Annotated in this window: 26 protein-coding genes; 17 read left to right on the top strand and 9 right to left on the bottom strand. The window is 67.9% G+C overall.

What is annotated here, in order from left to right; all coding sequences use genetic code 11:
• Positions 1 to 42: 42 nt before the first annotated feature.
• Both E5P3_RS17930 and E5P3_RS17935 read left to right on the top strand, forming a co-directional pair.
• Positions 43 to 360, top strand: a complete 318-nt coding sequence (locus E5P3_RS17930) for a cell envelope biogenesis protein TolA (RefSeq protein WP_162587207.1) — start codon at positions 43 to 45, stop codon at positions 358 to 360.
• Between the two features lie 193 nt (positions 361 to 553).
• Positions 554 to 1,006, top strand: a complete 453-nt coding sequence (locus E5P3_RS17935; RefSeq protein WP_162587208.1) for a DUF192 domain-containing protein — start codon at positions 554 to 556, stop codon at positions 1,004 to 1,006.
• 68 nt (positions 1,007 to 1,074) lie between these two features.
• Here the strand turns inward: E5P3_RS17935 and E5P3_RS17940 are convergent, their stop codons facing one another.
• Positions 1,075 to 1,656: a superoxide dismutase gene (locus E5P3_RS17940; RefSeq protein WP_162587209.1), complete on the bottom strand. Its 582-nt coding sequence runs from the start codon at positions 1,654 to 1,656 to the stop codon at positions 1,075 to 1,077.
• A gap of 47 nt (positions 1,657 to 1,703) precedes the next feature.
• Positions 1,704 to 3,014, bottom strand: coding sequence for an exodeoxyribonuclease VII large subunit (xseA, locus tag E5P3_RS17945; RefSeq protein ID WP_162587210.1), 1,311 nt, complete (start codon positions 3,012 to 3,014; stop codon positions 1,704 to 1,706).
• A 313-nt stretch (positions 3,015 to 3,327) separates the two neighbouring features.
• On the opposite strand from xseA, the gene E5P3_RS17950 reads away from it, so the two are divergent.
• The 6 genes from E5P3_RS17950 to adk all read left to right on the top strand — a co-directional run bounded on the left by E5P3_RS17950 (position 3,328) and on the right by adk (position 7,151).
• A complete protein-coding gene (locus tag E5P3_RS17950) occupies positions 3,328 to 3,960 on the top strand; it encodes a MotA/TolQ/ExbB proton channel family protein (RefSeq protein ID WP_162587211.1) in 633 nt (210 codons plus the stop codon).
• A gap of 76 nt (positions 3,961 to 4,036) precedes the next feature.
• Positions 4,037 to 4,462, top strand: a complete 426-nt coding sequence (locus E5P3_RS17955; protein WP_162589739.1) for an ExbD/TolR family protein — start codon at positions 4,037 to 4,039, stop codon at positions 4,460 to 4,462.
• A 2-nt stretch (positions 4,463 to 4,464) separates the two neighbouring features.
• Positions 4,465 to 5,445, top strand: a complete 981-nt coding sequence (gene lpxK, locus E5P3_RS17960; protein WP_162587212.1) for a tetraacyldisaccharide 4'-kinase — start codon at positions 4,465 to 4,467, stop codon at positions 5,443 to 5,445.
• Entirely contained in the window at positions 5,426 to 5,608 is a 183-nt protein-coding gene (locus E5P3_RS17965) for a Trm112 family protein (RefSeq protein ID WP_068679561.1), read from the top strand. Before lpxK ends, E5P3_RS17965 begins: the two co-directional genes overlap by 20 nt.
• Before the next feature lie 2 nt (positions 5,609 to 5,610).
• On the top strand, positions 5,611 to 6,372 hold the full coding sequence (gene kdsB / locus E5P3_RS17970; RefSeq protein WP_162587213.1) for a 3-deoxy-manno-octulosonate cytidylyltransferase: 762 nt from the start codon (positions 5,611 to 5,613) through the stop codon (positions 6,370 to 6,372).
• A 122-nt stretch (positions 6,373 to 6,494) separates the two neighbouring features.
• A complete protein-coding gene (gene adk, locus E5P3_RS17975; RefSeq protein ID WP_162587214.1) occupies positions 6,495 to 7,151 on the top strand; it encodes an adenylate kinase in 657 nt (218 codons plus the stop codon).
• Between the two features lie 3 nt (positions 7,152 to 7,154).
• On the opposite strand, the gene E5P3_RS17980 is transcribed toward adk, so the two are convergent.
• Genes E5P3_RS17980 through E5P3_RS17990 form a run of 3 tightly spaced genes read right to left on the bottom strand, consistent with a single transcriptional unit; the run spans position 7,155 to position 9,060 of the window.
• Positions 7,155 to 7,628 carry a DUF6152 family protein gene (locus E5P3_RS17980; RefSeq protein ID WP_162587215.1) on the bottom strand — a complete coding sequence of 158 codons (474 nt, stop codon included), beginning with the start codon at positions 7,626 to 7,628 and terminating at the stop codon, positions 7,155 to 7,157.
• A 15-nt stretch (positions 7,629 to 7,643) separates the two neighbouring features.
• Positions 7,644 to 8,060, bottom strand: coding sequence for a hypothetical protein (locus tag E5P3_RS17985; protein ID WP_162587216.1), 417 nt, complete (start codon positions 8,058 to 8,060; stop codon positions 7,644 to 7,646).
• 4 nt (positions 8,061 to 8,064) lie between these two features.
• Positions 8,065 to 9,060, bottom strand: coding sequence for an asparaginase (locus tag E5P3_RS17990; protein WP_162587217.1), 996 nt, complete (start codon positions 9,058 to 9,060; stop codon positions 8,065 to 8,067).
• 74 nt (positions 9,061 to 9,134) lie between these two features.
• Here E5P3_RS17990 and lexA point away from each other — a divergent pair, with 74 nt between their 5' ends.
• From lexA to E5P3_RS18010, 4 genes are all read left to right on the top strand, one after another.
• The gene (gene lexA / locus E5P3_RS17995; RefSeq protein WP_068679551.1) at positions 9,135 to 9,809 is read left to right on the top strand and encodes a transcriptional repressor LexA; all 675 of its coding nucleotides are present in this window, start codon (positions 9,135 to 9,137) and stop codon (positions 9,807 to 9,809) included.
• Between the two features lie 146 nt (positions 9,810 to 9,955).
• On the top strand, positions 9,956 to 10,288 hold the full coding sequence (locus E5P3_RS18000) for a hypothetical protein (RefSeq protein WP_162587218.1): 333 nt from the start codon (positions 9,956 to 9,958) through the stop codon (positions 10,286 to 10,288).
• Between the two features lie 125 nt (positions 10,289 to 10,413).
• A complete protein-coding gene (locus E5P3_RS18005; protein WP_162587219.1) occupies positions 10,414 to 11,421 on the top strand; it encodes a D-2-hydroxyacid dehydrogenase family protein in 1,008 nt (335 codons plus the stop codon).
• The gene (locus E5P3_RS18010) at positions 11,418 to 12,590 is read left to right on the top strand and encodes an MFS transporter (protein ID WP_162587220.1); all 1,173 of its coding nucleotides are present in this window, start codon (positions 11,418 to 11,420) and stop codon (positions 12,588 to 12,590) included. The genes E5P3_RS18005 and E5P3_RS18010 overlap by 4 nt, the downstream gene beginning before the upstream one ends.
• On the opposite strand, the gene E5P3_RS18015 is transcribed toward E5P3_RS18010, so the two are convergent.
• Entirely contained in the window at positions 12,580 to 14,712 is a 2,133-nt protein-coding gene (locus E5P3_RS18015; protein ID WP_162587221.1) for a type IV pilus assembly protein FimV, read from the bottom strand. The two genes, E5P3_RS18010 and E5P3_RS18015, sit on opposite strands and share 11 nt — an antisense overlap.
• 152 nt (positions 14,713 to 14,864) lie before the next feature.
• Between E5P3_RS18015 and E5P3_RS18020 the strand changes: the two genes are divergently transcribed.
• The 5 genes from E5P3_RS18020 to E5P3_RS18040 are packed head-to-tail and all read left to right on the top strand — an operon-like array spanning position 14,865 to position 20,373.
• Entirely contained in the window at positions 14,865 to 16,385 is a 1,521-nt protein-coding gene (locus tag E5P3_RS18020; protein ID WP_162587222.1) for a 3-hydroxyacyl-CoA dehydrogenase, read from the top strand.
• Positions 16,386 to 16,399: 14 nt separating this feature from the next.
• Entirely contained in the window at positions 16,400 to 17,179 is a 780-nt protein-coding gene (locus E5P3_RS18025) for an oxepin-CoA hydrolase, alternative type (protein ID WP_162587223.1), read from the top strand.
• 55 nt (positions 17,180 to 17,234) lie between these two features.
• The gene (locus E5P3_RS18030; protein ID WP_162587224.1) at positions 17,235 to 17,957 is read left to right on the top strand and encodes a Crp/Fnr family transcriptional regulator; all 723 of its coding nucleotides are present in this window, start codon (positions 17,235 to 17,237) and stop codon (positions 17,955 to 17,957) included.
• Positions 17,958 to 17,974: 17 nt separating this feature from the next.
• Positions 17,975 to 19,063: a phosphotransferase gene (locus E5P3_RS18035; RefSeq protein ID WP_162587225.1), complete on the top strand. Its 1,089-nt coding sequence runs from the start codon at positions 17,975 to 17,977 to the stop codon at positions 19,061 to 19,063.
• Between the two features lie 38 nt (positions 19,064 to 19,101).
• A complete protein-coding gene (locus E5P3_RS18040; RefSeq protein ID WP_162587226.1) occupies positions 19,102 to 20,373 on the top strand; it encodes an acyl-CoA dehydrogenase family protein in 1,272 nt (423 codons plus the stop codon).
• Positions 20,374 to 20,449: 76 nt separating this feature from the next.
• On the opposite strand, the gene E5P3_RS18045 is transcribed toward E5P3_RS18040, so the two are convergent.
• The 3 genes from E5P3_RS18045 to folP are packed head-to-tail and all read right to left on the bottom strand — an operon-like array spanning position 20,450 to position 23,126.
• Positions 20,450 to 20,929 carry a GNAT family N-acetyltransferase gene (locus tag E5P3_RS18045; protein WP_162587227.1) on the bottom strand — a complete coding sequence of 160 codons (480 nt, stop codon included), beginning with the start codon at positions 20,927 to 20,929 and terminating at the stop codon, positions 20,450 to 20,452.
• The gene (gene glmM, locus E5P3_RS18050) at positions 20,926 to 22,269 is read right to left on the bottom strand and encodes a phosphoglucosamine mutase (RefSeq protein ID WP_162587228.1); all 1,344 of its coding nucleotides are present in this window, start codon (positions 22,267 to 22,269) and stop codon (positions 20,926 to 20,928) included. Before glmM ends, E5P3_RS18045 begins: the two co-directional genes overlap by 4 nt.
• On the bottom strand, positions 22,266 to 23,126 hold the full coding sequence (gene folP, locus E5P3_RS18055; protein WP_162587229.1) for a dihydropteroate synthase: 861 nt from the start codon (positions 23,124 to 23,126) through the stop codon (positions 22,266 to 22,268). The genes glmM and folP overlap by 4 nt, the downstream gene beginning before the upstream one ends.
• Between the last annotated feature and the right edge of the window lie 29 nt (positions 23,127 to 23,155).

Consider the following 23,155-nt stretch of genomic DNA (forward strand, 5'->3'; position numbering starts at 1 on the left):
CGGGAGGCGTTTTCAAACCATTTCCACACAGAGGAACCTGTAATGAGCAAAGTTCTCGCAGTCATGATGGCCGGCTTGTTCGCCACCGCCGCATTCGCGCAGACCCAACCCGCCGAGATCAACCCCCAGGGTCAGGGCAAGGCCGCTGAGCGCGCCGAAACCCGGAAGGCTGCAAAGCCTGCCGGCCAAGTCAAGGCTCCTGGTGGAGATCAATCCAAGGTTGCAGAAGGCAGCGGCGGCGTGACCGCCACCGGCGCCGACAAGGCCGCCCAAGCCCGCCGCGATTCGCGCGATACGCGCCGTCCCGCCAAGGGCGGCGGCAAGAAGCCGGTTCCCGCGCAAGGCGGTACGCCACAGTAAGCCATCCGGATATGGATCAAGAAGGCGTTCTTCGGAGCGCTTTTTTTTGGCGCACGGCAGGCCTTCAACGGCGATTCCCGAGTTGTTGAACGCGGGCGCATGCCCACAGGAAGGTGTAAGCTCCGTTACCCATTCACCCATGCCCGCCGCCGCGGGCATTTTTGTTTGCGCCGCTTTCCTCCCAGGACTTCCCATGTTCCAGCGCCTTTCCGTCCTGCTCGCACTCTCCGCCGCGTTGCTCGCACCAGCCCACGCCCAGCAACCACAGACCGGTCTCCAGCGTGTCAGGCTGACCGCGGGCATGTACCAGATTGACGCCCAGGTCGCCGAGACACCGGCACAGCGGCAGATCGGCCTGATGTTCCGCAAGGAAATGCCCCAGAGCGAGGGCATGATCTTCGTCTTCGAGCAGCCGGCCACCCAGTGCTTCTGGATGCGAAACACCCTGCTGCCGCTGACCGCTGCCTTCGTGGCCGACGACGGGCGCATCGTCAATCTGGCGGATATGAAGCCGCAGACCGACGATTCCCATTGCTCCGAGGAGCCCGTGCGCTTCGTGCTCGAGATGAACCAGGGCTGGTTCGCCCACAAGAACATCAAGAAGGGCGCGAAGCTGAACGGTGAACTGTTCTCGAACAAGCGCTGAGCCGCACGGGCCGGCCACAAGAAAAAGCCGACCCATGGGTCGGCTTTTTCTTGTGGCAGCGGGTCGGATCAGCCGAAGTTCTTCGCCGCGAAGTCCCAGTTCACCAGCTTGGCCAGGAAGGTCTCCACGTACTTCGGACGCAGGTTGCGGTAGTCGATGTAGTAGGCGTGCTCCCAGACGTCCACCGTCAGCAGCGGCTTGTCGCCCGTGGTCAGGGGCGTGCCTGCAGCGCCCATGTTGACGATGTCCACCGTGCCGTCGGCCTTCTTCACCAGCCAGGTCCAGCCCGAACCGAAGTTGCCCACCGCCGACTTCACGAAGGCCTCCTTGAAGGCCGTGTAGCTGCCCCACTTCGCGTCGATCGCCTTGGCCAACGCACCGCCGGGCTCGCCGCCACCAGCGGGCTTCATGCAGTTCCAGAAGAAGGTGTGGTTCCAGATCTGAGCAGCGTTGTTGTAGATGCCGCCGCTGGACTTCTTGACGATCTCCTCGAGTTCCATGTTTTCGAACTCGGTGCCCTTCTGCAGGTTGTTCAGGTTCACCACATAGGCGTTGTGGTGCTTGCCGTAGTGGTACTCCAGCGTTTCCTTGGAGTACTCGGGCGCCAGCGCGTCCATCGGGTATGGCAGAGGTGGGAGGACGTGTTCCATGTCTTTTCTCGCAGGTTGGTTGTGGGATGAAGCATTCTAGAAAGGAATCAGGTGGCTCGCGTCGGACGCGGTCCTGTCGTTTCCGTTCGCACGACCGTCATGTCGGCCGTGCCGTCGGCCAGCCTCGCCTGGACCGCGTCGCCCGATGCCAACTGCTGCGCGCGGGTGATCGCCCGGCCGTCCGGACCGGTGAGCCAGGCATAGCCGCGCTCGAGGACCAGCGTCGGATCGAGCAGTTGCAGCCGCAGCGCCGCCCGTTCGAGCCGTTCCCTGCGCTGCATCAGTGCGCGGGCGAAATCGAGAGGCAGCTCGGCTTGCAACCCTTGCTGTACCTGGGAGAGTCGCTGGATCCGCGCTTGCATGACGTGGCGAAAGCGCTGTGCGTGCTGCGCCAGTCGCAGTTGCTGGCGCAGCACCAGCGTCGAGGGGCGCGCGAGACGGGTGGCAGCGTCGTCGACACGCTGGCTCAGCGCATCCAGGCGTCCGGAAAGCGCGGTACGCAGGCGCCCTTCGAGCAGCGCCAGCGCGCCGAGCCACAGCTCGCGCGGCGCGGCCACGAGCTCTGCCGCGGCGGTGGGTGTCGGCGCGCGGAGGTCGGCGCAGAAGTCGGCGATGGTGAAGTCGGTTTCATGGCCGACGCCGCTGACGACGGGCACCGGGCTCTGCACGATCGTGCGCGCAAGCATCTCGTCGTTGAAAGCCCAGAGGTCCTCCATCGAGCCGCCGCCGCGCACCAGCAGGATCACGTCGACCCCCGGTCGCAGCGCGTAGAGGGATTGCAGCGAGCGTGCCAGTTCCGCCGGCGCGCCCACGCCCTGCACCGCGGCGGGCGCCAGCACCACGGGGATGTGCGGCACGCGGCGCCGCAGGGCGGTGACCACGTCATGCAGTGCGGCGGCACCCGGCGAAGTCACGAGACCGATCGCGCGTGGCATGGTGGGCAACACCCGCTTGCGCGCGGCATCGAACAGCCCCTCGGCCTCCAGACGCGCCTTGCGCTGAAGGAACTGCTCGAACAGCGCGCCCTGCCCGGCCCGGCGCAGGCTCTCGACCACCAGTTGCAGGTCGCCTCGGGGCTCGTACACGGCGAGGCGCCCGCGGACCTCGACCTGGTCGCCGTCGCGCGGCTGGAAGTCGAGCAGGCCCGCAGCACGCCTGAACATGGCGCAGCGCAGTTGGCCGCTTTCGTCCTTCAGCGCAAAGTAGCAGTGGCCACTGGCGGCGCGCGAGAAACCGCTGATCTCGCCGCGCACCGCGACCGGATTGAAACGCGCATCAAGTGCATCCGCGACTGCGCGGCACAGCGCGCCGACGCCCCAAACGCGCGGGCCGGCAGCCGGCGTTTCAAATTCGCTCATGAACCGACGGGTAACAGGGGGCCAGTCGTCCACAAGCGGCTGAATGGCTCACCGCGCCTTGGGGGCATTGGCATCGCATGCACGAGTTCACGTACAAGCCCTTGATTTGATTGGAGAAAGTGCTGCTCAAAATTCAGTCGATCCAGCGCAAGGCCCATGGAATGAGGCTGGCGGCGGCGTGCCTGGCGGGTTAGCCACAAAGTTATCCACAGAACTTGTGGGTGACGGCTGACAGGCAAATACAAATCGGAACATCTGCTGCTGACGGTGGATAATCGCCGCGCATTTGCAGTCCACGGGCCGGAGGATTTCTTTGTTTTCGATCATAGTTGCTGCGGGCTGGCCGATCTGGCCGCTGCTCGCCTGTTCGGTGGTGGGGCTCGCATTGGTCATCGAACGATTCACCAGTCTGAAGACCTCCAAGGTTCTTCCTCCCAAATTGCTCGACGAGGCCATCACGGTTTCGCGCAATGCGATTCCGGGTCCAGACGTGGTGACCAAGCTCGAGAGGAACTCGGGACTTGGCGAAGTGCTGGCGGCCGGCTTCCGGCACATGAATGCCAACCCCCAATCGACCGAGGACGACCTGCGCGCGTCGATGGAGGCCGCCGGACGCATCGTCGCCCACCGGCTCGAGCGCTACCTGCCGGCACTGGCGACCATCGCATCGGCGGCGCCGCTGCTCGGCCTGCTGGGCACGGTGATCGGCATGATCGAGATCTTCGGTTCTCAGTCGCCCAGCTCCGGCGCGGTCGGCTCCGGCAACCCCGCGCAACTGGCACACGGGATTTCCATCGCGCTCTACAACACGGCCTTCGGGCTGATCGTCGCGATCCCGGCCCTGATCTTCTGGCGCTACTTCCGCACCCGGGTGGACGAATACCTGCTCAACCTCGAGCTCGCCGGCGAACGCTTCGCCCGTCACCTGAACACGCTGCGGTCATGAACGCCACCCAGCTTGCCACTTCGTGTGTTGCACTGCCCGCCGAGGGGCGATTCGGCGGAGGCTGGCTATGAGGCGGATGCATTTCAGCCACGGCTCCAAGGAAGAGCCCGAGATCAATCTGATCCCCTTCATCGACGTGCTGCTGGTCGTGCTGATCTTCCTGATGCTGTCGACCACCTACAGCAAGTTCACGGAGATGCAGCTGCGCCTGCCGGTGGCCGATGTGGAGGCCCAGCGCGATTATCCCAAGGAGGTGATCGTCGCTGTCTCCGCCGATGGCCGCTACTCGATCAACAAGACCGTGCTGTCCGATCGCAGCGTGGAAGCGGTGACCGAGGCCCTGGGTGCCGCTGCCAACGGCGGCAAGGACACCATCGTGATCATCAGCGCCGATGCCAGTGCCGCCCATCAATCGGTGATCACGGTGATGGAAGCCGCGCGCCGCGCCGGCCTCATGCAGATCACCTTCGCCACGCAGTCGGCCGCGCGGGCAGGACGTTAGTCTTGGATCTGCAGCGGGCCTGGCTGCAACGCGGCGCGCTCGCAGGGCTGCTGTGGCCCATTTCCATTGTCTACGGCGCATTGACGGCTGCCCGGCGGGCGCTCTATCGCCTTGGGATCCTCGACACCGAGCGCGTCGGCGCGGCGGTGATCGTGGTTGGCAACGTGATCGCCGGCGGCTCGGGCAAGACGCCGGTCGTGATGGCCGTGGTACGCCATCTCCAGGCTCGGGGACTGAAAGTCGGCGTGGTGTCGCGCGGCTACGGCCGGGCAACCGACGACTGCCGGGAAGTGCACGAGGACAGCGACCCACGCGAGGTCGGCGACGAGCCCGCCTTGATCCGCCGTTCGACCGGGGCGCCGGTCTTCGTGGCGCGCCGCCGCATCGAGGCCGCACGTGCATTGCTGGCGAGGCATCCGGGCACGCAGTGCATCGTGAGCGACGATGGCCTGCAGCACCTGGCACTGGCACGCGACATCGAGATCTGCGTCTTCGACGACCGCGGCACGGGCAACGGCTGGCTGCTGCCGGCCGGCCCACTGCGCGAGCGTTGGCCTCGGCGCTGCGACCTGGTGCTCCACACCGGCGCACGCCCTGCTTTCGCCGGCTTCACCGCGCAGCGTTCGCTGGCCGATGCAGCCTTGCGTCTCGACGGCACGCCGGTCCCGCTCGCATCGCTCGCAGGCCAGCCACTGGTGGCCGTTGCGGGCATCGCAAAGCCCGAGGCCTTCTTCCAGATGCTGCGCGAATGCGGGCTCGTGCCGCAGCAGTGCATTGCGCTGCCCGACCATCACGATTTCACCGAATGGCAACCGCCGCCGGGCACAGGCTACGTGCTGCTGTGCACCGAGAAAGATGCGCTCAAACTGTGGCGCCGGGCACCCGATGCGCTCGCACTGCCGCTGGTGTTCCAGCCCGAGCCGGCCTTCTTCCGCGCACTCGACGCAAAGCTATCATCGCTCGATGGACACCAAGCTGCTTGAACTGCTCGTCTGCCCCGTGACCAAGGGACCGCTCACCTGGCATCCCGAGGCGCAGGAACTGCGCTCGCGCAGCGCCCGCCTGGCCTACCCGGTGCGCGACGGCATCCCGGTGCTGCTCGAGACCGAGGCCCGCACGCTGTCCGACGAGGAACTGGGGCTCTAAGCTTGCGCTATGCCGTCCTGATCCCGGCGCGGCTCGCCTCGACGCGACTGCCCGACAAGCCCCTGGCGGACATTGCCGGGGTGCCCATGGTGGTGCGCGTCGCGCAGCGTTCACGGCAGTCCGGTGCCGAGCGCGTGGTGGTCGCCGCCGACGACGCCCGCATCGTCGCCGCCTGCGAGGCGCACGGCGTTGAGGTTTTGCTGACCCGCACCGACCATGCCAGCGGCAGCGACCGTCTCGCCGAGGCCTGCATCCAGCTCGGCCTGGCGGACGACGAGATCGTGGTGAACGTCCAGGGCGACGAGCCGCTGATCGATCCCTCGTTGATCGACGCCGTGGCGCAGACCCTGGCTTCACACCCCGACGCGGCGATGAGCACGGCCGCGCATGCGATCGATTCCCTCGAGGACTTCCTCAATCCCAATGTCGTCAAGACGGTTCTCGACGCGCGGGGCAACGCGCTCTACTTCAGCCGGGCGCCGATTCCGTGGTGGCGCGACGGCTTCGCGAAGAACGGGCCGACGGGCTTGCCGGCCTCCCCGGCACCGCTGCGCCATATCGGCATCTATGGCTACCGAGCGGGCTTCGTGCGGCAGTTCCCGGATCTGCCGCCGGCACCGGTGGAAGCGACCGAGGCACTGGAACAGTTGCGCGCCCAGTGGCACGGGTATCGCATCGCCGTGCATGTGAGCGCGCATGCGCCCGGCCCGGGCATCGACACGCCCGAAGACCTCGCGCGGGTCCGCGCCCTTTTCGCCGCCTGACACGCCCGCCATCGGGCGGGTTCGCTCGAGAGTGCGTGCTATCCTCGACGCAACTCCGCCCGTGCAACGCCGTCCCCGGCATGCCAGGCGCGACAGAAGATCGAAGAACCTCCGAGGACACCATGAGACTGATTTTGTTGGGCGCCCCCGGGGCGGGCAAGGGCACACAGGCTGCCTTCATCTGCCAGAAGTACGGCATTCCTCAAATCTCCACCGGCGACATGCTGCGCGCGGCCGTCAAGGCCGGCACCCCGCTCGGCCTGCAGGCCAAGGCGGTAATGGCCTCCGGCGCCCTGGTGAGCGACGACCTGATCATCGACCTGGTCAAGGAGCGCCTCGCGCTGCCGGACTGCGCCCAGGGCTTCCTCTTCGACGGCTTTCCCCGCACCATCCCGCAGGCCGATGCCATGCGCGCGGCCAACGTCAAGCTCGACTACGTGCTCGAGATCGACGTGCCCTTTGCCGACATCATCGAGCGCATGAGCGGACGCCGCTCGCACCCGGCGTCCGGGCGCATCTACCACGTCAAGTTCAACCCGCCGAAGGTCGAGGGCAAGGACGACGTCACGGGCGAAGACCTGATCCAGCGCGACGACGACAAGGAAGAAACCGTGCGCCACCGCCTCGAGGTCTACAGCCAGCAGACCCGGCCGCTGGTCGACTACTACGCAGCCTGGGCCAAGGCCGAACCCGGCGCCGCGCCGAAGTACCGCGCGATCAGCGGCGTCGGCAGCGTCGACGACATCACCCAGCGCGCGCTGGCCGCCCTGGCGAGCTGATCGTCAGGCGGGGCTGGAACGCAGCCCGTAGGCCTTGCCGTCGACGAACAGGTATTCGACGCGCATCACGGGCTCTCCCTTTTCTTCCTTGAGCGTGAAGCCCACGGCAGAGACGGCGGTGCCGGGCTTGATCTCCGCGACCTTCCACGCCTCCATGCGCGTCAGCGGGGCCAGTTCGAGCTCCCACTGGCGATCGGTGCGGCGAGGCACGACCGCCCGCGCGAGCAAGCCTGGCCCGTCGACCGGGGCGCTCTGCCCCGGCAGCGCCCGCTTCGCCAGGTCGGCCGGCACCTTGAGCCCCGACGGGACGTCGAGCAACAGTGCCGCATGCGGGTTCTGCCACCGCACCCGCGCCACCGTCCCTTCGAGATAGATCGGACGGTCCTGGTCGAAGCTGCTCCAGCCATGGTGCGCCCAGGCGACGGGGGTGGCCAGCGGCAAGGACGCGGCGGCGATGACGATATGGCGACGTTTCATCGGCAAAGCTCCTCTTCAGTAGGCGATCCAGCGGCCACAGAACACGACGGCCAGCCAGATCGCAGTAGATAACAACATCTGTACCCGCGCCATCGCATCGAGTTTGCGCAGCGAGCCGCGCAGATGGAACCACCCCGCGTTGAAGCCGGCGGCCACCAGCAGGCCCATCTTGACCAGGAAAGTCTGGTTCGCCAGGAGTTCCGCCGGCTGGGTGGCGAACATCAGCGAACCGCTGGCCGCCGCGAGTGCGAAGCCGCCGGCGGCGATCGAGAGCGACAACCTGGCCATGGCCGCCACTGGCAGGACGGCAGCGCGCCCGAACACCCGCATCTCGAGCGCCACCAGATTGCCGAGCAGCAGCGCGATGCCGACGATGTGGACCACCTCCAGCGCCGGATAGAGCCAGGCGTGCGAGCGCAGAGCCTCGAACATGCGCTCAGGCGCCGCCAGCCTGGGTGGCCATCAATTCCAGCACCAGCGCGATGCGCGCCTTCGCCGGCGTCAGTGCGCTGGCGTCGCGCAGCGGCGCACCCGGCGTGGGAAGAATGCGCCCCTGAGGGCAACGCGTGGCGCGCACGACCGCAATGCCCGCCGACTGCGCCCGCAGCGCGGCCGCTTCCAGCGCCTCATGCAGGGTGCCGTTGCCAGTCGCCGCGAGCACCAGGCCCTGCACCGGCTCCGCAGTGCCTGCTTGCCGCTCCAGGACCAGCGCGTCGATGATGCTGCCGCGCGCTTCCGCGTGGCTCACCAGGATCTCCACCCGCGGCCAGCGGGTGGCCTGCCGCATAAGGTCGAAACACAGGCGTGCCGGCTCCGGCGACGAGGCGGGCCAGTTCCTGAGCTCGCGCAAGCCGCCCTCTTCCACATAGGCCACCGGCCCCGCATCGCCGGAACCGAAGGCGTCGACCCGGTAGGTGTGTACCTTCTGCACATCGAAGGCGCTGTGCACCGTGCCCGCGCACACCGCCACCACGCCCCTTGCACCAGGGCTCGCTGCCACCGCGACGGCATCGCGCAGGTTCTGCGGGCCGTCGGGCGTCAGCGCGGTCGCCGGCCGCATGGCGCTGGTCAGTACCACCGGCTTGGACGGCGCCAACACCGACTGAAGGAAGAATGCGGTTTCCTCCAAGGTATCGGTGCCGTGGGTGATGACCACGCCTGCCACGTCGGGCTGTGCCAGCCAATGAGCACAGCGCTCGGCCACGCTGCGCCAGATCGCGTAGCCCATGTCCTTGCTGTCGACCTGCGCCACCTGCTCGGTCTGCAGCACGATGCCCGCGGGCGCCGCAATGCCCTCGAGCAGTTCGGTCACCCCCACTTGGGCGGCGGTGTAGCCGACGTTGTCGGCCGCCGAACCCGAGCGGCCCGCGATGGTGCCGCCCGTGCCCAGGACGACCACACGACGCCTGCCTTCGCTGATGTTGTCGGCCATGACTTGCCAAAGCTCCGGAAACTGGTTAAAAATACAGGTACTGGATATTCAGCCAGTGCCGCAAGGAGTCGTCAATGCAGTTCGCCGCCAAGCTTACCGCCCGCCAGCAACAGATTCTGGACCTCATCCAGAGCGCCATCGCACGCACTGGCGCGCCGCCCACCCGTGCCGAGATCGCCGCCGAGCTGGGCTTCAAGTCCGCCAATGCGGCCGAGGAGCATCTGCAGGCCTTGGCGCGCAAGGGCGTCATCGAGCTCGTGAGCGGCACCTCGCGTGGCATCCGGCTCAAGGGCGATGCGCTGCGCTCGCTGAACGAATCGCGCAACAACCAGTTCTCGCTCTCACTGCCCGGCATGGCCCAGCTCGCGCTGCCGTTGATCGGGCGCGTCGCCGCCGGTTCCCCCATCCTGGCGCAGGAGCACGTGGACCAGACCTACTATGTGGAGAACACGCTGTTCCAGCGGCAACCCGACTACTTGCTCAAGGTGCGCGGCATGTCCATGCGCGATGCCGGCATCATGGACGGCGATCTGCTCGCCGTGCAGGCCACCAAGGAGGCCCGCAACGGCCAGATCGTCGTGGCCCGACTGGGCGACGAGGTCACAGTCAAGCGCCTCAAGCGCAACAAGCAAGTCATCGAACTGCACGCCGAGAACCCCGACTATCCCACCATCATCGTGCAGCCGGGCGAGCCCTTCGAGATCGAGGGCCTCGCCGTCGGCCTGATCCGCAACACGATGCTGATGTAGCCGCACAAGGCGGCAATGAGCGAACCCGCTCATGCTGCCCCAGCGGCTGCGACAGGTGGCGGGCGTATGGCCAAGGGCCATCACCCTGTCGCGGCCGGCGAAAGCAATCCTGCCTGTGTTCAATCTCTGACCTTCATGGAGTTCACATGGGAATCGCTCTGCTCAGCTTCGTCGACCTGTTCATGCCCCTTCAATCGCTGGCCAGCCGCTGGATACCGTCGCGCCGCCGAAGCGCCTCCGGCCTCCGTTACGTCGGCATCCGCCCCAGTTGCGCCGTGCGTCCCGCCGCGCCGGCATCCCGCCTGTCGGCACCGCCCCGCCCGCTGCGCGTGGTGCGCACGGTCGATGCGCAACACAAGGGGCCAAGCACCGGCCGAGTCGTGATCTCCGGCCGCATGGCGGACGTCTGCGCCGAACTCGACCGGCTGGCCGCCCTCGAAGCGGCAGGCGCCGCACCCTCGCCCGGCCATCTGCATTGACGACCGCGGCGCCCTGGGTCCGGGCGCGCTGAGCGCCCGTCGCGCGGAGCATGTCCCAGGAGCGCCCTGCGCTTCTGGCGCATGGCGCACAGGCCCCCTGATAGTGCGAGGCACAATGGCACGCCATGAACATCGTGATCCTCGACGACTATCAGGACGCAGTGCGCAAACTGCGCTGTGCCTCCAAGCTCGACGCGTATGCCGCCAAGGTCTACACCAACACGGTCAAGGGCATCGGACAGCTCTCGGTGAGGCTCAAGGATGCCGACGTGATCGTGCTGATCCGCGAACGCACCCAGATCTCGCGCCAGCTGATCGAGAAGCTGCCCAAGCTCAAGCTGATCTCGCAAACCGGGCGGGCCGGCCCCCACATCGACGTCAATGCATGCACCGAGCATGGCGTTGCAGTCGCCGAAGGCTCGGGCTCGCCGCTGGCGCCGGCCGAGCTCACCTGGGCGCTCATCATGGCGGCGATGCGCCGCCTGCCGCAGTACATCAGCAACCTCAAGCATGGCGCCTGGCAGCAATCGGGACTCAAGTCCGCCTCCATGCCGCCCAACTTCGGACTGGGCTCGGTGCTCAAGGGCAAGACGCTGTGCATCTGGGGCTACGGCCGCATCGGGCAATTGGTGGCGCGCTATGGCCAGGCCTTCGGCATGCAGGTGGTGATCTGGGGGCGCGAAGAGAGCTGCGCCCGCGCCCGCTCCGACGGCTTTCAGGTGGCGCCGAACCGCGAGGCCTTCTTCGCCGCGGCCGACGTGCTGTCGATCCACCTGCGGCTCACGGAAGAGACGCGAGGCCTGGTCACGCTCGAGGACCTCTCGCGCATGAAACCCACCGCCCTCTTCGTCAACACCTCGCGCGCGGAACTTGTGGAACAGGATGCGCTGCTCGCCGCGCTCAATCGCGGGCGGCCCGGGCTGGCAGCGATCGACGTCTTCGAGAGCGAGCCGCCGCTGCAAGGCCACGCGCTGCTGCGACTGGAGAACTGCATCTGCACGCCGCACATCGGCTACGTCGAGCAGGACAGTTACGAGATGTATTTCGGCCAAGCTTTCGACAACGTCGTCAGCTTCATCAAGGGCAACCCGACCAACATCGTCAATCCGGGCGCGCTGCAGGTGCGACGTTGAAGCGCGCCGCCCTGCCGGCGTCCCTCTGGGCCTTGCTGGCAGGCAACTTCGTGATCGGCACCGGGGTCATGGTGGTGCCCGGCACGCTCAACGAGCTCAGCAATTCCTTGCAGGTCAGCGCGGCCACGGCGGGCCAGCTGATCACCGCCGCGGCGGCGGTGGTGTGCTTCGGCGCACCCTTGCTGGCCGCCGTGGTCGCGGGCTGGGATCGGCGGCTGCTGCTGGCCTGCACCATGCTGTGGTACGCAGCCGGCCACCTCGTCGCGACGCTGATGCCCAGCTTTGGCGGGCTGCTGGCCGTGCGCATGCTGACCGTCATCTCGCCCGCGATCTTCACGCCCCAGGCGGCGGCCTGCGTCGGCCTGCTGGTGCCGCTGGAGCAGCGGGGCCGCGCCGTGACCTTCGTCTTCCTCGGCTGGTCCATGGCCTCGGTGCTCGGCCTGCCGCTGGGCGCGTTGATCGGCGGCCATTTCGGCTGGCGCACGGCCTTCGCCGCAATCGCCGCGCTGTCGCTGCTGAGTGCGGCCTGGCTCTGGCACCAGTTGCCGCGCGGCATCCGTCCGCCGGCATTGACGCGCGCTGCCTGGGCGCAGGTGCTCAAGAGCCCGCTGCTGATGGGGGTGGTCGCGGTCACCGCGCTGCAGGGCTCGGGCCAGTTCGTCCTGTTCAGCTACTTCGCGCCGGTGCTGCGGGAGACCGTCGGCGCCGACGCCACGGCGCTCGGCCTCGTGTGGGGCTGGTTCGGCGTGTGCGGCCTGCTCGGCAATATGCTCGTGAGCCGGACCATCGATCGCGTGGGGGCTCCGCGCATGGTGCTCGTCACCACCACGCTGATCGCACTGAGTCTGCTCCTGTGGCCACTGGGCGTCACACTCGCCGGGCTGGCGCTCATCCTGGTTCCGTGGGGCCTGGGCTGCTTCGCCACGAACTCGGCCCAGCAGGCACGGCTGGTGTCGATGGCGCCCGCGCTCGCGCCCGGCTCCGTGGCGCTGAACAGCTCCGGGATCTACGTGGGTCAGGCCGTGGGTGCCGCGGCTGGTGGCTGGCTGCTGGCGCACGATGCCATTGCCTGGATGAGCTGGGCCGGCTTCGCGATGCTGGTGTGCGCGCTGTTGCTGAGCCTGGCCGTCGACCGGGCCCAGACCCGCGCCACGGCCTTCAGCGCTTGACCGGCCTGGGCGCGATTTCGGCTTCGGTGTCCGGATCGAAGAGTTCGAAATCGATCACATGCGGGTCGGCGGATGGCGTCGGCGCCGGCGTCGGTGTCTCCAAAGGGGCCCGCATGGTTTCGAAGGCCGTCTTGTCGAACTCGGCCAGGTCCAGGCTGGCGTCGGGCTGAACGGCGCGCCTCGACTCGCGCTCCGGTGCATCCGGTACCGGGATGGGGGCGTCGGGCACCAGCACGGTCTCGTGCCCCAGCGTGTCGTCGATCGCACCGTAGATCGAGGCCGGCAGGACCGGCCCGTCCTCGACGGGCTCGGGCTGCCTCCGCGCTTCGAGAGGCGCGGGCGTCGTGGCCAGCTGCTCGTGGCCGAAGGTGTCGACGAAGGCAGGCTGCGTCACCGGCGCGGGCGGCGCACTGCCCGGGTCGATCACCTCCTTGGCGACCGAGTAGAGCAGCAGCAATTCCTGGTAGGCGGCGAGGTCGAAGGCCTCATCCTCACTCGCGCCGGGCTTGCGGAAGATCAGTTCCTCGATCAGCGCCAGGGTGCCCGGCGCCGGCCATTGCGATTCGATGCGCGCCAGCGTGCTGCGGTAGTGCTCGAGGCCCTTGCCGGTCTCGTTGAAATTCTCGAAACCCGGGACATCGGCATTGAAGGCCCGCTCGAATTCTTCCGCCAAGCGCGCATAGTCATCCTTGCGGTCCAGCGAGTGGTAGATGCGCAGCAGGTCCAGATAAGCCAGGGCGCTGGTACCGGGGTTGGTAGCAATGTGTTCGCGCAGCACCGTGATCGCCTGGTCGTGCTGGCCCAGAGAGAGGAAGAAGTCGGACTGCTGCTGGACGTCGAACAGCTCTTCGGTGTTGACCGGCCGGGATGGCGTGCTGTCCACCGCGCGGGGATGGGGCTGCGAATCGCCGAAGCCGCTATTGTCCTCGGGCTCCAGGCCCGCAAACGTGGCCGTGCCAAAGCTGGTGGCGTTCGCGCTGCGCCGCCGGCCGGAGGGCCCGACGGCTTCGCCGTCGTCGAGCAATTCGCCCAACGCGCTGGGTTGCGTGGGACCCGCGTCGCGCTTGGAGGCCGGCTCGCGCCACCAGGCCGGTTCGGCCCGGCGCGCGATCTGGCGCCACAGCAGCAGGATGGCGATCAGCGCGAGCAACAGCAGGCCGATCAGGGCATAGACCAGCGGATTTCGGTAGCGGTCCTCCCGCGCCTGCGCGAGCTCGGTGCGCAGCTCGAGCAGAGCGCGCTGGTTTTGCGCCGTCTGCTCGCGCAGCGCTGCCAGCGTGGCCTCCAGCGTCTGCATGCGCTGGGCCTCGCGCTGCGCCGCCTCGGGCTCGCCGTTGAGGGCACGCCATTCCGCAGCGGCGGCGCTGCGGCGCGCCAGGTCCTCGACCGCGGGTAGCGTCAGCTGTGGCGTGGTCTTGAGGCCCGGGGCTGCGGTCGGAACTGGCTCGATCGCCTCGAGCTGCAGGCGCGATCCGCCAGGCGCGGCGGCGCGTGCCGGGGCCGGCGCGGCTGGCGCGGTGGCCGGGCGCGGCGTGGCGGCACGCGGGGCTGCGGGGGGCCGGGGCTGCGCTGCGGCGGCTCTGCGCGGCTGCGCCGCGGCGCTTCGGCGCGGCGGCTGCGCTCCGCCGTCCTGGCTGCCTGCGGCGGGACCGGCAGCAACGGCGTTGCGTCGCACCGGTGCCGCGCCCTCGGAACCGGAAGAGGAGCCTGCTCCCCCCACGGGCGAAGGCGCGCGCTGCGGTGCGCGCACCGCGGCCGGCGTCTCGGCCGCGGGCCGCGGGCCCGACATGGCGACGGTGGGCAGGGAGGACTCCGTGGGCACATCGGCCAGCAGCACGTAGCTGCGCGTGGAGCGCGTTTCGCAACCCGCCCGCACGCTCACGTTGACCACGGGCTCCTCGATCGCGACAGTCGAGCGGATGCGCATGCGCGAACTGGCGGCGCTGGGCCCGGGCTCGAGCGATATCGTCACGCTCCGGTCCGGGATGCGCAGATCGCCCTGTACCACCTCGGCTTCCAGGCACAAGTCGCCCCCGGTTTCGGCATCGTTCAGCGAAAGCGGAACCACGACATCCAGGGGCTTGCCGATCCAGACGGCCCCTTGGGGCCGCCCGATCGTCAAGCCAAACGATTCAAGTGCGAACCCGAGTAGAAACAGGGCCGCAGCCAAACGTGGTGGTTGCAAAATGAATAAAGCCGAAAAAGCTAATCGAAAGTAGACACATTCTGGCATGCACGCCCGCAATGCCAGATTTAGCGAGAGACAATTATCAAATGACTGTGCAGTTTTCCAACGTAGGGATCATCGGAGCTGGCGCGATGGGGCGAGGCATCGCCCAGATCGCCGCCCAGGCCGGCAGCCAGGTGCTGCTGCTCGACAGCTTCGAAGGCGCCGCTGCCCGCGGCCGCCACGCCATCCTGGCCCAGTGGCAGAAATTGCATGAGAAGGGCAAGCTGGACGAGGCGCAGCGCGATGCGTTGTCGGCGCGCGTACGTGCCGTCGATTCGATGCAGGCGCTCGCCGGGTGCGACTTGGTGATCGAGGCCGTGGTCGAGGACCTCGAGGTCAAGCGCCAGCTGTTTCGGGAACTCGAAGCGGTGGTGGCGCCCTCGGCCGCCCTGGCGACCAACACTTCCTCGCTCTCCGTCACGGCCATCGCCGCCGCGATGGCACGGCCACAGCGCATGGCGGGCTTCCACTTCTTCAACCCCGTGCCCCTGATGAAGGTGGTCGAGGTGGTGGCCGGCTTCAAGACCGAGCCCGAGCTTTGCCGGCAACTCGCCGGCTATGCCGCGCAGATGGGCCACACCGCGGTGCAGGCCAAGGACACGCCCGGCTTCATCGTCAACCACGCGGGGCGCGGCTATGGCACCGAAGCGTTGCGGATCGCCGGCGAGGGCGTGGCTGACTTCGCGACCATCGACCGCATCCTCAAGGACCAGGCGGGTTTCCGCCTCGGCCCCTTCGAGTTGCTGGACCTCACGGCGCTCGACGTCTCCCACCCGGTAATGGAGTCGATCTACCGCCAGTACTACGAGGAACCGCGCTTCCGGCCGAGCGTGATCACCGCGCAACGGCTCGCGGCCGGTGCGCTCGGGCGCAAGACGGGAGAAGGTTTCTACCGCTATATCGACGGCGTCGCGCAGCAGGCGCCCGAACCGCCCGCGCCGGCGCTCGAAGGCTACCCGGCCGTCTGGGTCTCCCCGCGCGCGGCACGGCGGCCGGAGCTGCTGAAACTGGTGCACACGCTGGGCGCCCAGCTGGAGACCGGGGCTACGCCCTCCTCCGCTGCGCTGATTCTCGTCGCACCTCTGGGCTTCGACGTCACCACGGTGGCCGCGGTCGAGCGGCTCGATGCCACGCGCACGGTCGGCATCGACCTGACGGTGGACGACGCCGCCACGAAGCGCCGCGTGCTCGCCACCAATCCTGCAACGCGGCACGACGTGCGCGAGACCGCCCATGCCTTGTTCGCACGCGACGGCAAGGCCGTGAGCGTGATCCGCGACAGCGGCGGTTTCGTCACCCAGCGCGTGATCGGCACCATCGTGAACATCGCGGCCGACATGTGCCAGCAGCAGGTCTGCTCGCCTGCCGATCTCGACGTGGCCGTGAAGCTGGGCCTCGGCTATCCGCAGGGCCCGCTGGCAATGGGTGACCTGTATGGCCCGACCAACGTGCTCGAAGTCCTGTTCAACCTGCAGACCGTGTACGGCGATCCGCGCTACCGCCCCAGCCCCTGGCTGCGACGCCGCGGCGCGCTGGGCCTGAGCCTCACCCATCCCGAAGCGTAGGAGACAAGCATCGAATGAGCGCAGAACTGAAAAGCACGAGCGAAGGCCGCACCATGGTGCTCACGCTCTCCAACCCCTCGCAGCGCAACGCGCTCGGCCCCGAGATGTACGCCGCGGGCATCGAGGCGCTCAACGGCGCCGAGAACAGCGACGAGGTGCGCAGCGTGGTGCTGGTGGGCGAAGGCGCATGGTTCTGCGCCGGGGGGTCGCTGCAGCGCCTGTCGGCCAACCGCGAGCGCGAGCCCGCGGTGCAGGCCGAGAGCATCGAGGCGCTGCACAACTGGATCGACTCGATCCGCACCTTCCCCAAGCCGGTGATCGCGGCCGTCGAGGGCGCCGCCGCGGGCGCCGGCTTCTCGCTCGCCGTGGCCTGCGACTTCATCGTCGCGGCGCGCGATGCGGTGTTCGCGGCCTCCTACAGCAGCGTGGCGCTGTCGCCGGACGGCGGCCTGAGCTGGCACCTGGCGCAGTCCCTGCCGAGCCAGATCGCAAGCGAATGGCTGATGCTGGGCGGCCGCATCGACGCAGCGCGCCTGCACGCGCTCGGTCTGGTCAACGAGGTGACCGAGAGCGGCCAAGCCCTGTCGGCGGCGCTTGCCCTCGCCAACCGCCTCAATGCGCGTGCGCCCAACTCGCTGGCCAGCATCAAGGAGCTCCTCGGCGAGGCGCGCGGCGCCACGCTGGCCGCGCAGCTGTCGCAGGAGCGCGATCACTTCGTGCGAAACCTCCACCATCCCAACGCCGGCATCGGCATTGCCGCCTTTCTCGCCAAAGAGACGCCGCGCTACGAGTAACGGCGCGTCGCTCGGGCGACAAGCCCGGGCATTCAAGTCACGCACAGGACAGTTCATGGACGAGCCCATTCTTACCATCGAAGAACGAGAGGCGATCAATGGTGGTCGCTGGTTCTCTTCTCTTTCCCCCTCCCTGCGTCACGACATTCTTCGATGCACCTTCGTCAAGCGCTACAAGGACGGCGACCTGATCTGCGCGCGCGGCGATCCGCCCGAGCAGTGGATCGCCTGCGCCAAGGGCGCGGTGCGCGTGAGCTCGACCGCAGTGTCGGGCAAGCAAGTGACGCTGACCTACGTGGAACCCGGCATCTGGTTCGGCGACGTCGCAATATTCGACGGGGACCGGCGCACGCACGATGCCTATGCGCACGGCGACACCACGATCGTGTGCGTTGCGCGTGCCGATTTCCAGAAGATCCTCGCCAGCCACATCGAGCTCTACGAAGCGCTGATGCGGCTGCAGGCGCGGCGCATCCGGCAACTGTTCGGCCTGGTCGAGGACCTCAACACGCTGCCGTTGCGCGCCCGCCTCGCCAAGCAGCTCATCCACCTGGTGCGCAGCTATGGGGTGCCCAACCTCGCGGACGGCAGCCAGATGCGAATCGGCCTGCACCTGGCGCAGGAGGAGCTGGCGCAGCTGCTGGGCGCCTCGCGCCAGCGCGTGAACCAGGAGCTCAAGGCGATGGAGCGCGAGCAGGCGATCCGCATCGAGCCCGGCGGCCTGGTGGTGCTGGACCGCGCGGCACTCATGCGCATCTCGGAAGCCGACGACCAATAACAGCGGAACCCAGAGACATGACCCAGGACTTCGACAACTTCGTCGGCACCCGCGCCGTTTCCAAGCAGCACGTCTTCGACATCGATGCGCTGACCGCCTGGCTGGAGACGAAGCTCGACGGCTTCAAGGGCCCGCTCACGGTCGAGATGTTCAAGGGTGGGCAGTCCAACCCGACCTACAAGCTCAGCACACCCACGCGGAGCTACGTGATGCGCGCCAAGCCGGGCCCGGTCGCCAAGCTGCTGCCCTCGGCGCATGCGATCGAGCGCGAGTTCAAGGTCATGAGCGGCCTGGCAGGCACCGACGTGCCGGTACCTCGCATGTATTGCCTGTGCGAGGACGAGAGCATCATCGGCCGCGCCTTCTACCTGATGGAGTTCATGGAAGGCCGGGTGCTGTGGGACCAGTCCCTCCCGGGCATGAGCAATGCGGAGCGCACGGCCATCTACGACGAGATGAACCGCGTCATCGCCGCGTTGCACACCGTGAAGTTCGCCGAGCGCGGCCTGGCTGACTACGGCAAGCCGGGCAACTACTTCGAGCGCCAGATCGGCCGCTGGAGCAGGCAGTACGTGGCCTCAATCACCCAGCCCATCCCCGAGATGGACCGGCTGATGGAATGGTTGCCGCTCCACATGCCCGAGAGCGCGCGCGACGAGAAGATGATCTCCGTCGTGCACGGCGATTACCGGCTCGACAACCTCATGTTCCACGGCACCGAGCCGCGCGCCATCGCCGTGCTCGACTGGGAGCTGTCCACGCTGGGCCATCCGCTGGCCGACTTCAGCTATCACTGCATGTCCTGGCACATCGCGCCGGGCTCCTTCCGCGGCATCGGCGGCCTGGACCTGAAAAGCCTGGGCATCCCGACCGAGAGCGAGTACATCCGCAAGTACTGCGAGCGCACCGGGCTCACCACACCCGAGGCGCTGGCGCCCGACTGGAATTTCTACCAGGCCTACAACCTGTTCCGCATGGCGGCGATCCTGCAGGGCATCGCCAAGCGCGTCGAAGCGGGCACCGCATCGAGCGAACAGGCCGTGGCCTCGGGCCGCGGCGCGCGGCCGATGGCCGAGATGGCCTGGCAGTTCGCGCAGCGGGCCTGACCCGGCCCCCGCCCTCACCTTATCCCACAGGAGACCCCATGGATTTCGATTACTCGGCCAAGACCAAAGACTTGCAGAAGCGCGTCACCGCCTTCATGGAAGACCACATCTATCCCGCCGAGGCCGACTACACGGCAGAGCTGGCCGCCAACACCGCGGCGGGCAAGCGCTGGACCGCACTCAACACGGTCGAGAAGCTCAAGCAGAAAGCCAAGGCGCAGGGCCTGTGGAACCTGTTCCTGCCGGTCGACAGCGCCCAGGTCTCCGGCTACAAGGGCGCGGGCCTCACCAACCAGGAATACGCGCCGCTCGCCGAGATCATGGGCCGCGTGCCATGGGCCAGCGAGGCCTTCAATTGTTCGGCGCCGGACACCGGCAACATGGAAACTATCGCGCGCTACGGCTCCGACGACATCAGGGCGCGCTGGCTCAAGCCGCTGCTGGAAGGCGAGATCCGTTCCGCCTTCGCGATGACCGAGCCGGAGGTCGCTTCGAGCGACGCGACCAACATCTCGACGCGCATCGAGCGCCAGGGCGACGAATACGTGATCAACGGCCACAAGTGGTGGATCTCCGGCGCGGCCGACCCGCGCTGCAGGGTGTTCATCACCATGGGCAAGACCGATGCCGATGCGCCGCGCCACTCCCAGCAGAGCATGGTGGTGGTGCCCGCCGATGCCAAGGGCATCCGCATCGTGCGCCCGCTCAACGTGATGGGCTACGACGACGCGCCGCACGGCCATGTCGAGATGTACTTCGAGAACGTGCGCGTGCCGGTGGACAACATCCTGCTCGGCGAAGGCCGCGGCTTCGAGATCGCCCAGGGCCGCCTCGGGCCGGGACGCATCCACCACTGCATGCGCCTGATCGGCCTGGCCGAACGTGCGCTCGAGCTGATGTGCAAGCGCGCCTCCTCGCGCGTGGCCTTCGGCAAGACCGTGGCGTCGCAGACCGTGACACAGGAGCGCATCGCCGAGGCACGCTGCAAGATCGACATGGCGCGCCTGCTCACGCTCAAGGCGGCCTGGCTGATGGACGTGGCGGGCAACAAGGTGGCCAAGACCGAGATCGCAATGATCAAGGTGGTGGCGCCCAACATGGCCTGCCAGGTGATCGACTGGGCCATGCAGGTGCACGGCGGCGGCGGCATGTGCGACGACTTCCCGCTCGCCTATGCCTATGCCGGCGCCCGCACGCTGCGCTTCGCCGACGGCCCGGACGAGGTGCACCGCAATGCAATCGCCAAGTGGGAGCTGGGCAAGTACGCCGCCGCAAAGGGCAATGACGAAATGCCCGTAACCCGCTTCTGACTGAAGCCAGGAACACCGCGGAACCGGCTTTGCCGGGCCGCTGTGTCATGAAGTGAGCCAACCTGGGGTGGTCAGTTCACAGCTTCTTTTGCAGGAACATGGCCTCGCCGAAGGCCGGGTCGAGCTGGTAGTTGGCAAAGCCTTCGCGTACGTAAGCGCGCAGCGCGCTGTGGTTGGCCGACAGCACCTCCAGCGTGAGCTTGCAGGCGCCGCGCGCACGGGCCTCCTGCTCCACGCACGCCAGCATGCGCTGGGTGATGCGCTGGCCGCGATGCGTGGACAGCACGACCACGTCGTGCACGTTCACCAGCGGCTTGCAGGCGAAGGTGGAGAAGCCTTCGATGCAATTGACGAGGCCGACGGCCTGCTCGCCGTCGTAGGCCAGCACGCTGAAGGCCTGCGGCCGCGCGGCCAGCGCCCCGGGCAAGCCAGCAAGCACCGCCGGCGCCAACGGCGTTCCGCCGCCGGCCGGATCGCGCGCGTAGCTGTCCAGCAGCTCGATCAGCGCACGCGCATGCACCGGATTGCGGTAGTCCGCGAGCAGGACCTCGATCACGCCGCCGACCCTGCTGTCACCGCCGCAGCCAGGCGCTTCGCGCAGGCTTCGGCTTGCGCCGCATCGCGCGCCTCCACCATCACGCGCAGCAGCGGCTCCGTGCCGCTCGCGCGGATCAGCACGCGGCCTGCATCGCCCAGTTCGGCCTCGGTACGCCAGATCTCGGCAGCGAGTGTCTTGTTGGCCATCCACTCCTGATCGCCGGTCAAGCGCACATTGATGAGCGTCTGCGGGAACAGCGTGAGATCGGCCAGCAGCTCGCCCACCTTCTTGCCGCTGCGCTGGCAGGCCTGCAGCACCTGCAGTGCGCTCACGATGCCGTCGCCGGTGGTGTGGCGGTCCAGCGCCAGCAGATGGCCGGAGCCTTCGCCGCCCAGCAGCCAGTGGCGCTTCTCCAGCTCTTCCAGCACATAGCGGTCGCCCACGCGCGCTCGCACCAGCTCGATGCCCTGTCCGCGCAGCGCATTTTCCACGGCCTTGTTGGTCATCAGCGTGCCGACGACGCCGACCAGCTTCTCGCCGCGGGTGATGCGCTCCATCGCCATCAGGTAGAGCAGTTCGTCGCCGTTGAACAAGCGGCCGGTCGCATCGATCAACTGCAGCCGGTCGGCATCGCCGTCCAGCGCGATGCCGTAGTCGGCGCCGTGGGCCCGCACCGCGTCGATCAGCGCCTGGGGGTGCGTGGCGCCCACGTCCTTGTTGATGTTGAGGCCGTCCGGCGCACAGCCGATGCTGATCACATCCGCGCCGAGTTCGTGGAAGACGTTCGGCGCCACCTGGTAGGCCGCGCCATGCGCGCCGTCCACGACCAGCTTGAGGCCGCGCAGCGTGAGGTCATTGGCGAAGGTGCTCTTGCAGAATTCGATGTAGCGGCCCGGCGCGTCGTTGAGGCGGCGCGCCTTGCCGAGCTGGGCGGAGTCGGCCCAGGAGGGCGCCTCCTCCAGCGCGGCCTCGACCGCGAGCTCCCATTCGTCACTGAGCTTGGTGCCCTGGGCGCTGAAGAACTTGATGCCGTTGTCCGGATAGGCGTTGTGGCTGGCGCTGATCACCACCCCGAGGCTGGCGCGCTGGGCACGCGTCAGGTAGGCCACCCCGGGCGTCGGCAGCGGCCCCAGCAGCACCACGTCCACCCCAGCGGAATTGAAGCCGGACTCGAGCGCCGACTCGAGCATGTAGCCGGAGATGCGCGTGTCCTTGCCGATCAGCACCGACGGGCGCGACTCGGTCTTCTTGAGCACCCGGCCGACCGCGTGCGCGAGGCGCAGCACGAAGTCCGGCGTGATCGGCGCCTGGCCGACCGTGCCGCGGATCCCATCGGTGCCGAAGTATCGTCTTGTCATGGTTGGAACTCCTGTCCCTGTTGTTCTGATTTCATTGCCCGCCAGACGGCCAGCGCCGCCACGGTTTCGCGCACATCATGCACGCGCACGATCGCTGCCCCGCGCTCGACCGCCAGCACAGCGGCCGCGATGCTCGGCGCCACGCGCCCGGCTGCCGCCTCGATGCCGGTGACAGCGCCCAGCGAGGACTTGCGCGACCAGCCGACGAGGAGCGGCCACCCGGCGGCCAGCAATTCCTGCTGTTGGGCCAGCAGGGCGAAATTCTGCGCCACGGTCTTGCCGAAGCCGATGCCCGGGTCGAGCGTGATGCGCTCGGGCGCGACCTTCAGGGCCAGCAGCGCCCGCGCCTGTTCCTCGAGAAAGGCGCGCACGGCGGGAACGACATCGCCTTCCATCGGCGCCGCCTGCATGGTCTGCGGATCGCGATGCATGTGCATCAGGCAGATGCCGCAGCCTGGATGGGTTGCCACCGCCGCACGCGCCCCTGGCCGGCGCAGCGCCCAGATGTCGTTGACGATGTCGGCACCGAGGTCCAGCACCGCGCGCATGACTTCGGGCTTGTAGGTATCGACCGAGACCGGCACCTGCAGCTTCACCGCCTCGCGCACCACCGGCACCACGCGCGCGAGTTCCTCGTCCAGCGGCACGGCCGGACTGCCGGGCCGCGTGGACTCGCCACCGATGTCGAGGATATCGGCCCCCTCTTCCACCAGCCGGACGCAATGGCGCAGCGCCGCCTCGGTCGAGGAATGCGCACCGCCATCGGAAAAGGAATCGGGTGTGACGTTGACGATGCCCATCACGCGCGGCTGCGCGAGATCGATCTCGAAGCGGGTGGTGCGCCATCTCCTCGTCATGCAAGCCGTCCGGAAATGAAAAACGGGGC

The organism is Variovorax sp. RA8, assembly GCF_901827175.1.
GTDB lineage: Bacteria > Pseudomonadota > Gammaproteobacteria > Burkholderiales > Burkholderiaceae_C > Variovorax.

Excerpts from the sequence above, each read along its gene's own strand:
- E5P3_RS17930 (WP_162587207.1), top strand. The coding sequence starts at position 43 with ATGAGCAAAGTTCTCGCAGTCATGATGGCCGGCTTGTTCGCCACCGCC.
- E5P3_RS17935 (WP_162587208.1), top strand. The coding sequence starts at position 554 with ATGTTCCAGCGCCTTTCCGTCCTGCTCGCACTCTCCGCCGCGTTGCTC.
- E5P3_RS17940 (WP_162587209.1), bottom strand. The coding sequence starts at position 1,656 with ATGGAACACGTCCTCCCACCTCTGCCATACCCGATGGACGCGCTGGCG.
- xseA (WP_162587210.1), bottom strand. The coding sequence starts at position 3,014 with ATGAGCGAATTTGAAACGCCGGCTGCCGGCCCGCGCGTTTGGGGCGTC.
- E5P3_RS17955 (WP_162589739.1), top strand. The coding sequence starts at position 4,037 with ATGCATTTCAGCCACGGCTCCAAGGAAGAGCCCGAGATCAATCTGATC.
- E5P3_RS17965 (WP_068679561.1), top strand. The coding sequence starts at position 5,426 with ATGGACACCAAGCTGCTTGAACTGCTCGTCTGCCCCGTGACCAAGGGA.
- adk (WP_162587214.1), top strand. The coding sequence starts at position 6,495 with ATGAGACTGATTTTGTTGGGCGCCCCCGGGGCGGGCAAGGGCACACAG.
- E5P3_RS17980 (WP_162587215.1), bottom strand. The coding sequence starts at position 7,628 with ATGAAACGTCGCCATATCGTCATCGCCGCCGCGTCCTTGCCGCTGGCC.
- E5P3_RS17985 (WP_162587216.1), bottom strand. The coding sequence starts at position 8,060 with ATGTTCGAGGCTCTGCGCTCGCACGCCTGGCTCTATCCGGCGCTGGAG.
- E5P3_RS17990 (WP_162587217.1), bottom strand. The coding sequence starts at position 9,060 with ATGGCCGACAACATCAGCGAAGGCAGGCGTCGTGTGGTCGTCCTGGGC.
- lexA (WP_068679551.1), top strand. The coding sequence starts at position 9,135 with ATGCAGTTCGCCGCCAAGCTTACCGCCCGCCAGCAACAGATTCTGGAC.
- E5P3_RS18000 (WP_162587218.1), top strand. The coding sequence starts at position 9,956 with ATGGGAATCGCTCTGCTCAGCTTCGTCGACCTGTTCATGCCCCTTCAA.
- E5P3_RS18005 (WP_162587219.1), top strand. The coding sequence starts at position 10,414 with ATGAACATCGTGATCCTCGACGACTATCAGGACGCAGTGCGCAAACTG.
- E5P3_RS18020 (WP_162587222.1), top strand. The coding sequence starts at position 14,865 with ATGACTGTGCAGTTTTCCAACGTAGGGATCATCGGAGCTGGCGCGATG.
- E5P3_RS18025 (WP_162587223.1), top strand. The coding sequence starts at position 16,400 with ATGAGCGCAGAACTGAAAAGCACGAGCGAAGGCCGCACCATGGTGCTC.
- E5P3_RS18030 (WP_162587224.1), top strand. The coding sequence starts at position 17,235 with ATGGACGAGCCCATTCTTACCATCGAAGAACGAGAGGCGATCAATGGT.
- E5P3_RS18035 (WP_162587225.1), top strand. The coding sequence starts at position 17,975 with ATGACCCAGGACTTCGACAACTTCGTCGGCACCCGCGCCGTTTCCAAG.
- E5P3_RS18040 (WP_162587226.1), top strand. The coding sequence starts at position 19,102 with ATGGATTTCGATTACTCGGCCAAGACCAAAGACTTGCAGAAGCGCGTC.
- glmM (WP_162587228.1), bottom strand. The coding sequence starts at position 22,269 with ATGACAAGACGATACTTCGGCACCGATGGGATCCGCGGCACGGTCGGC.
- folP (WP_162587229.1), bottom strand. The coding sequence starts at position 23,126 with ATGACGAGGAGATGGCGCACCACCCGCTTCGAGATCGATCTCGCGCAG.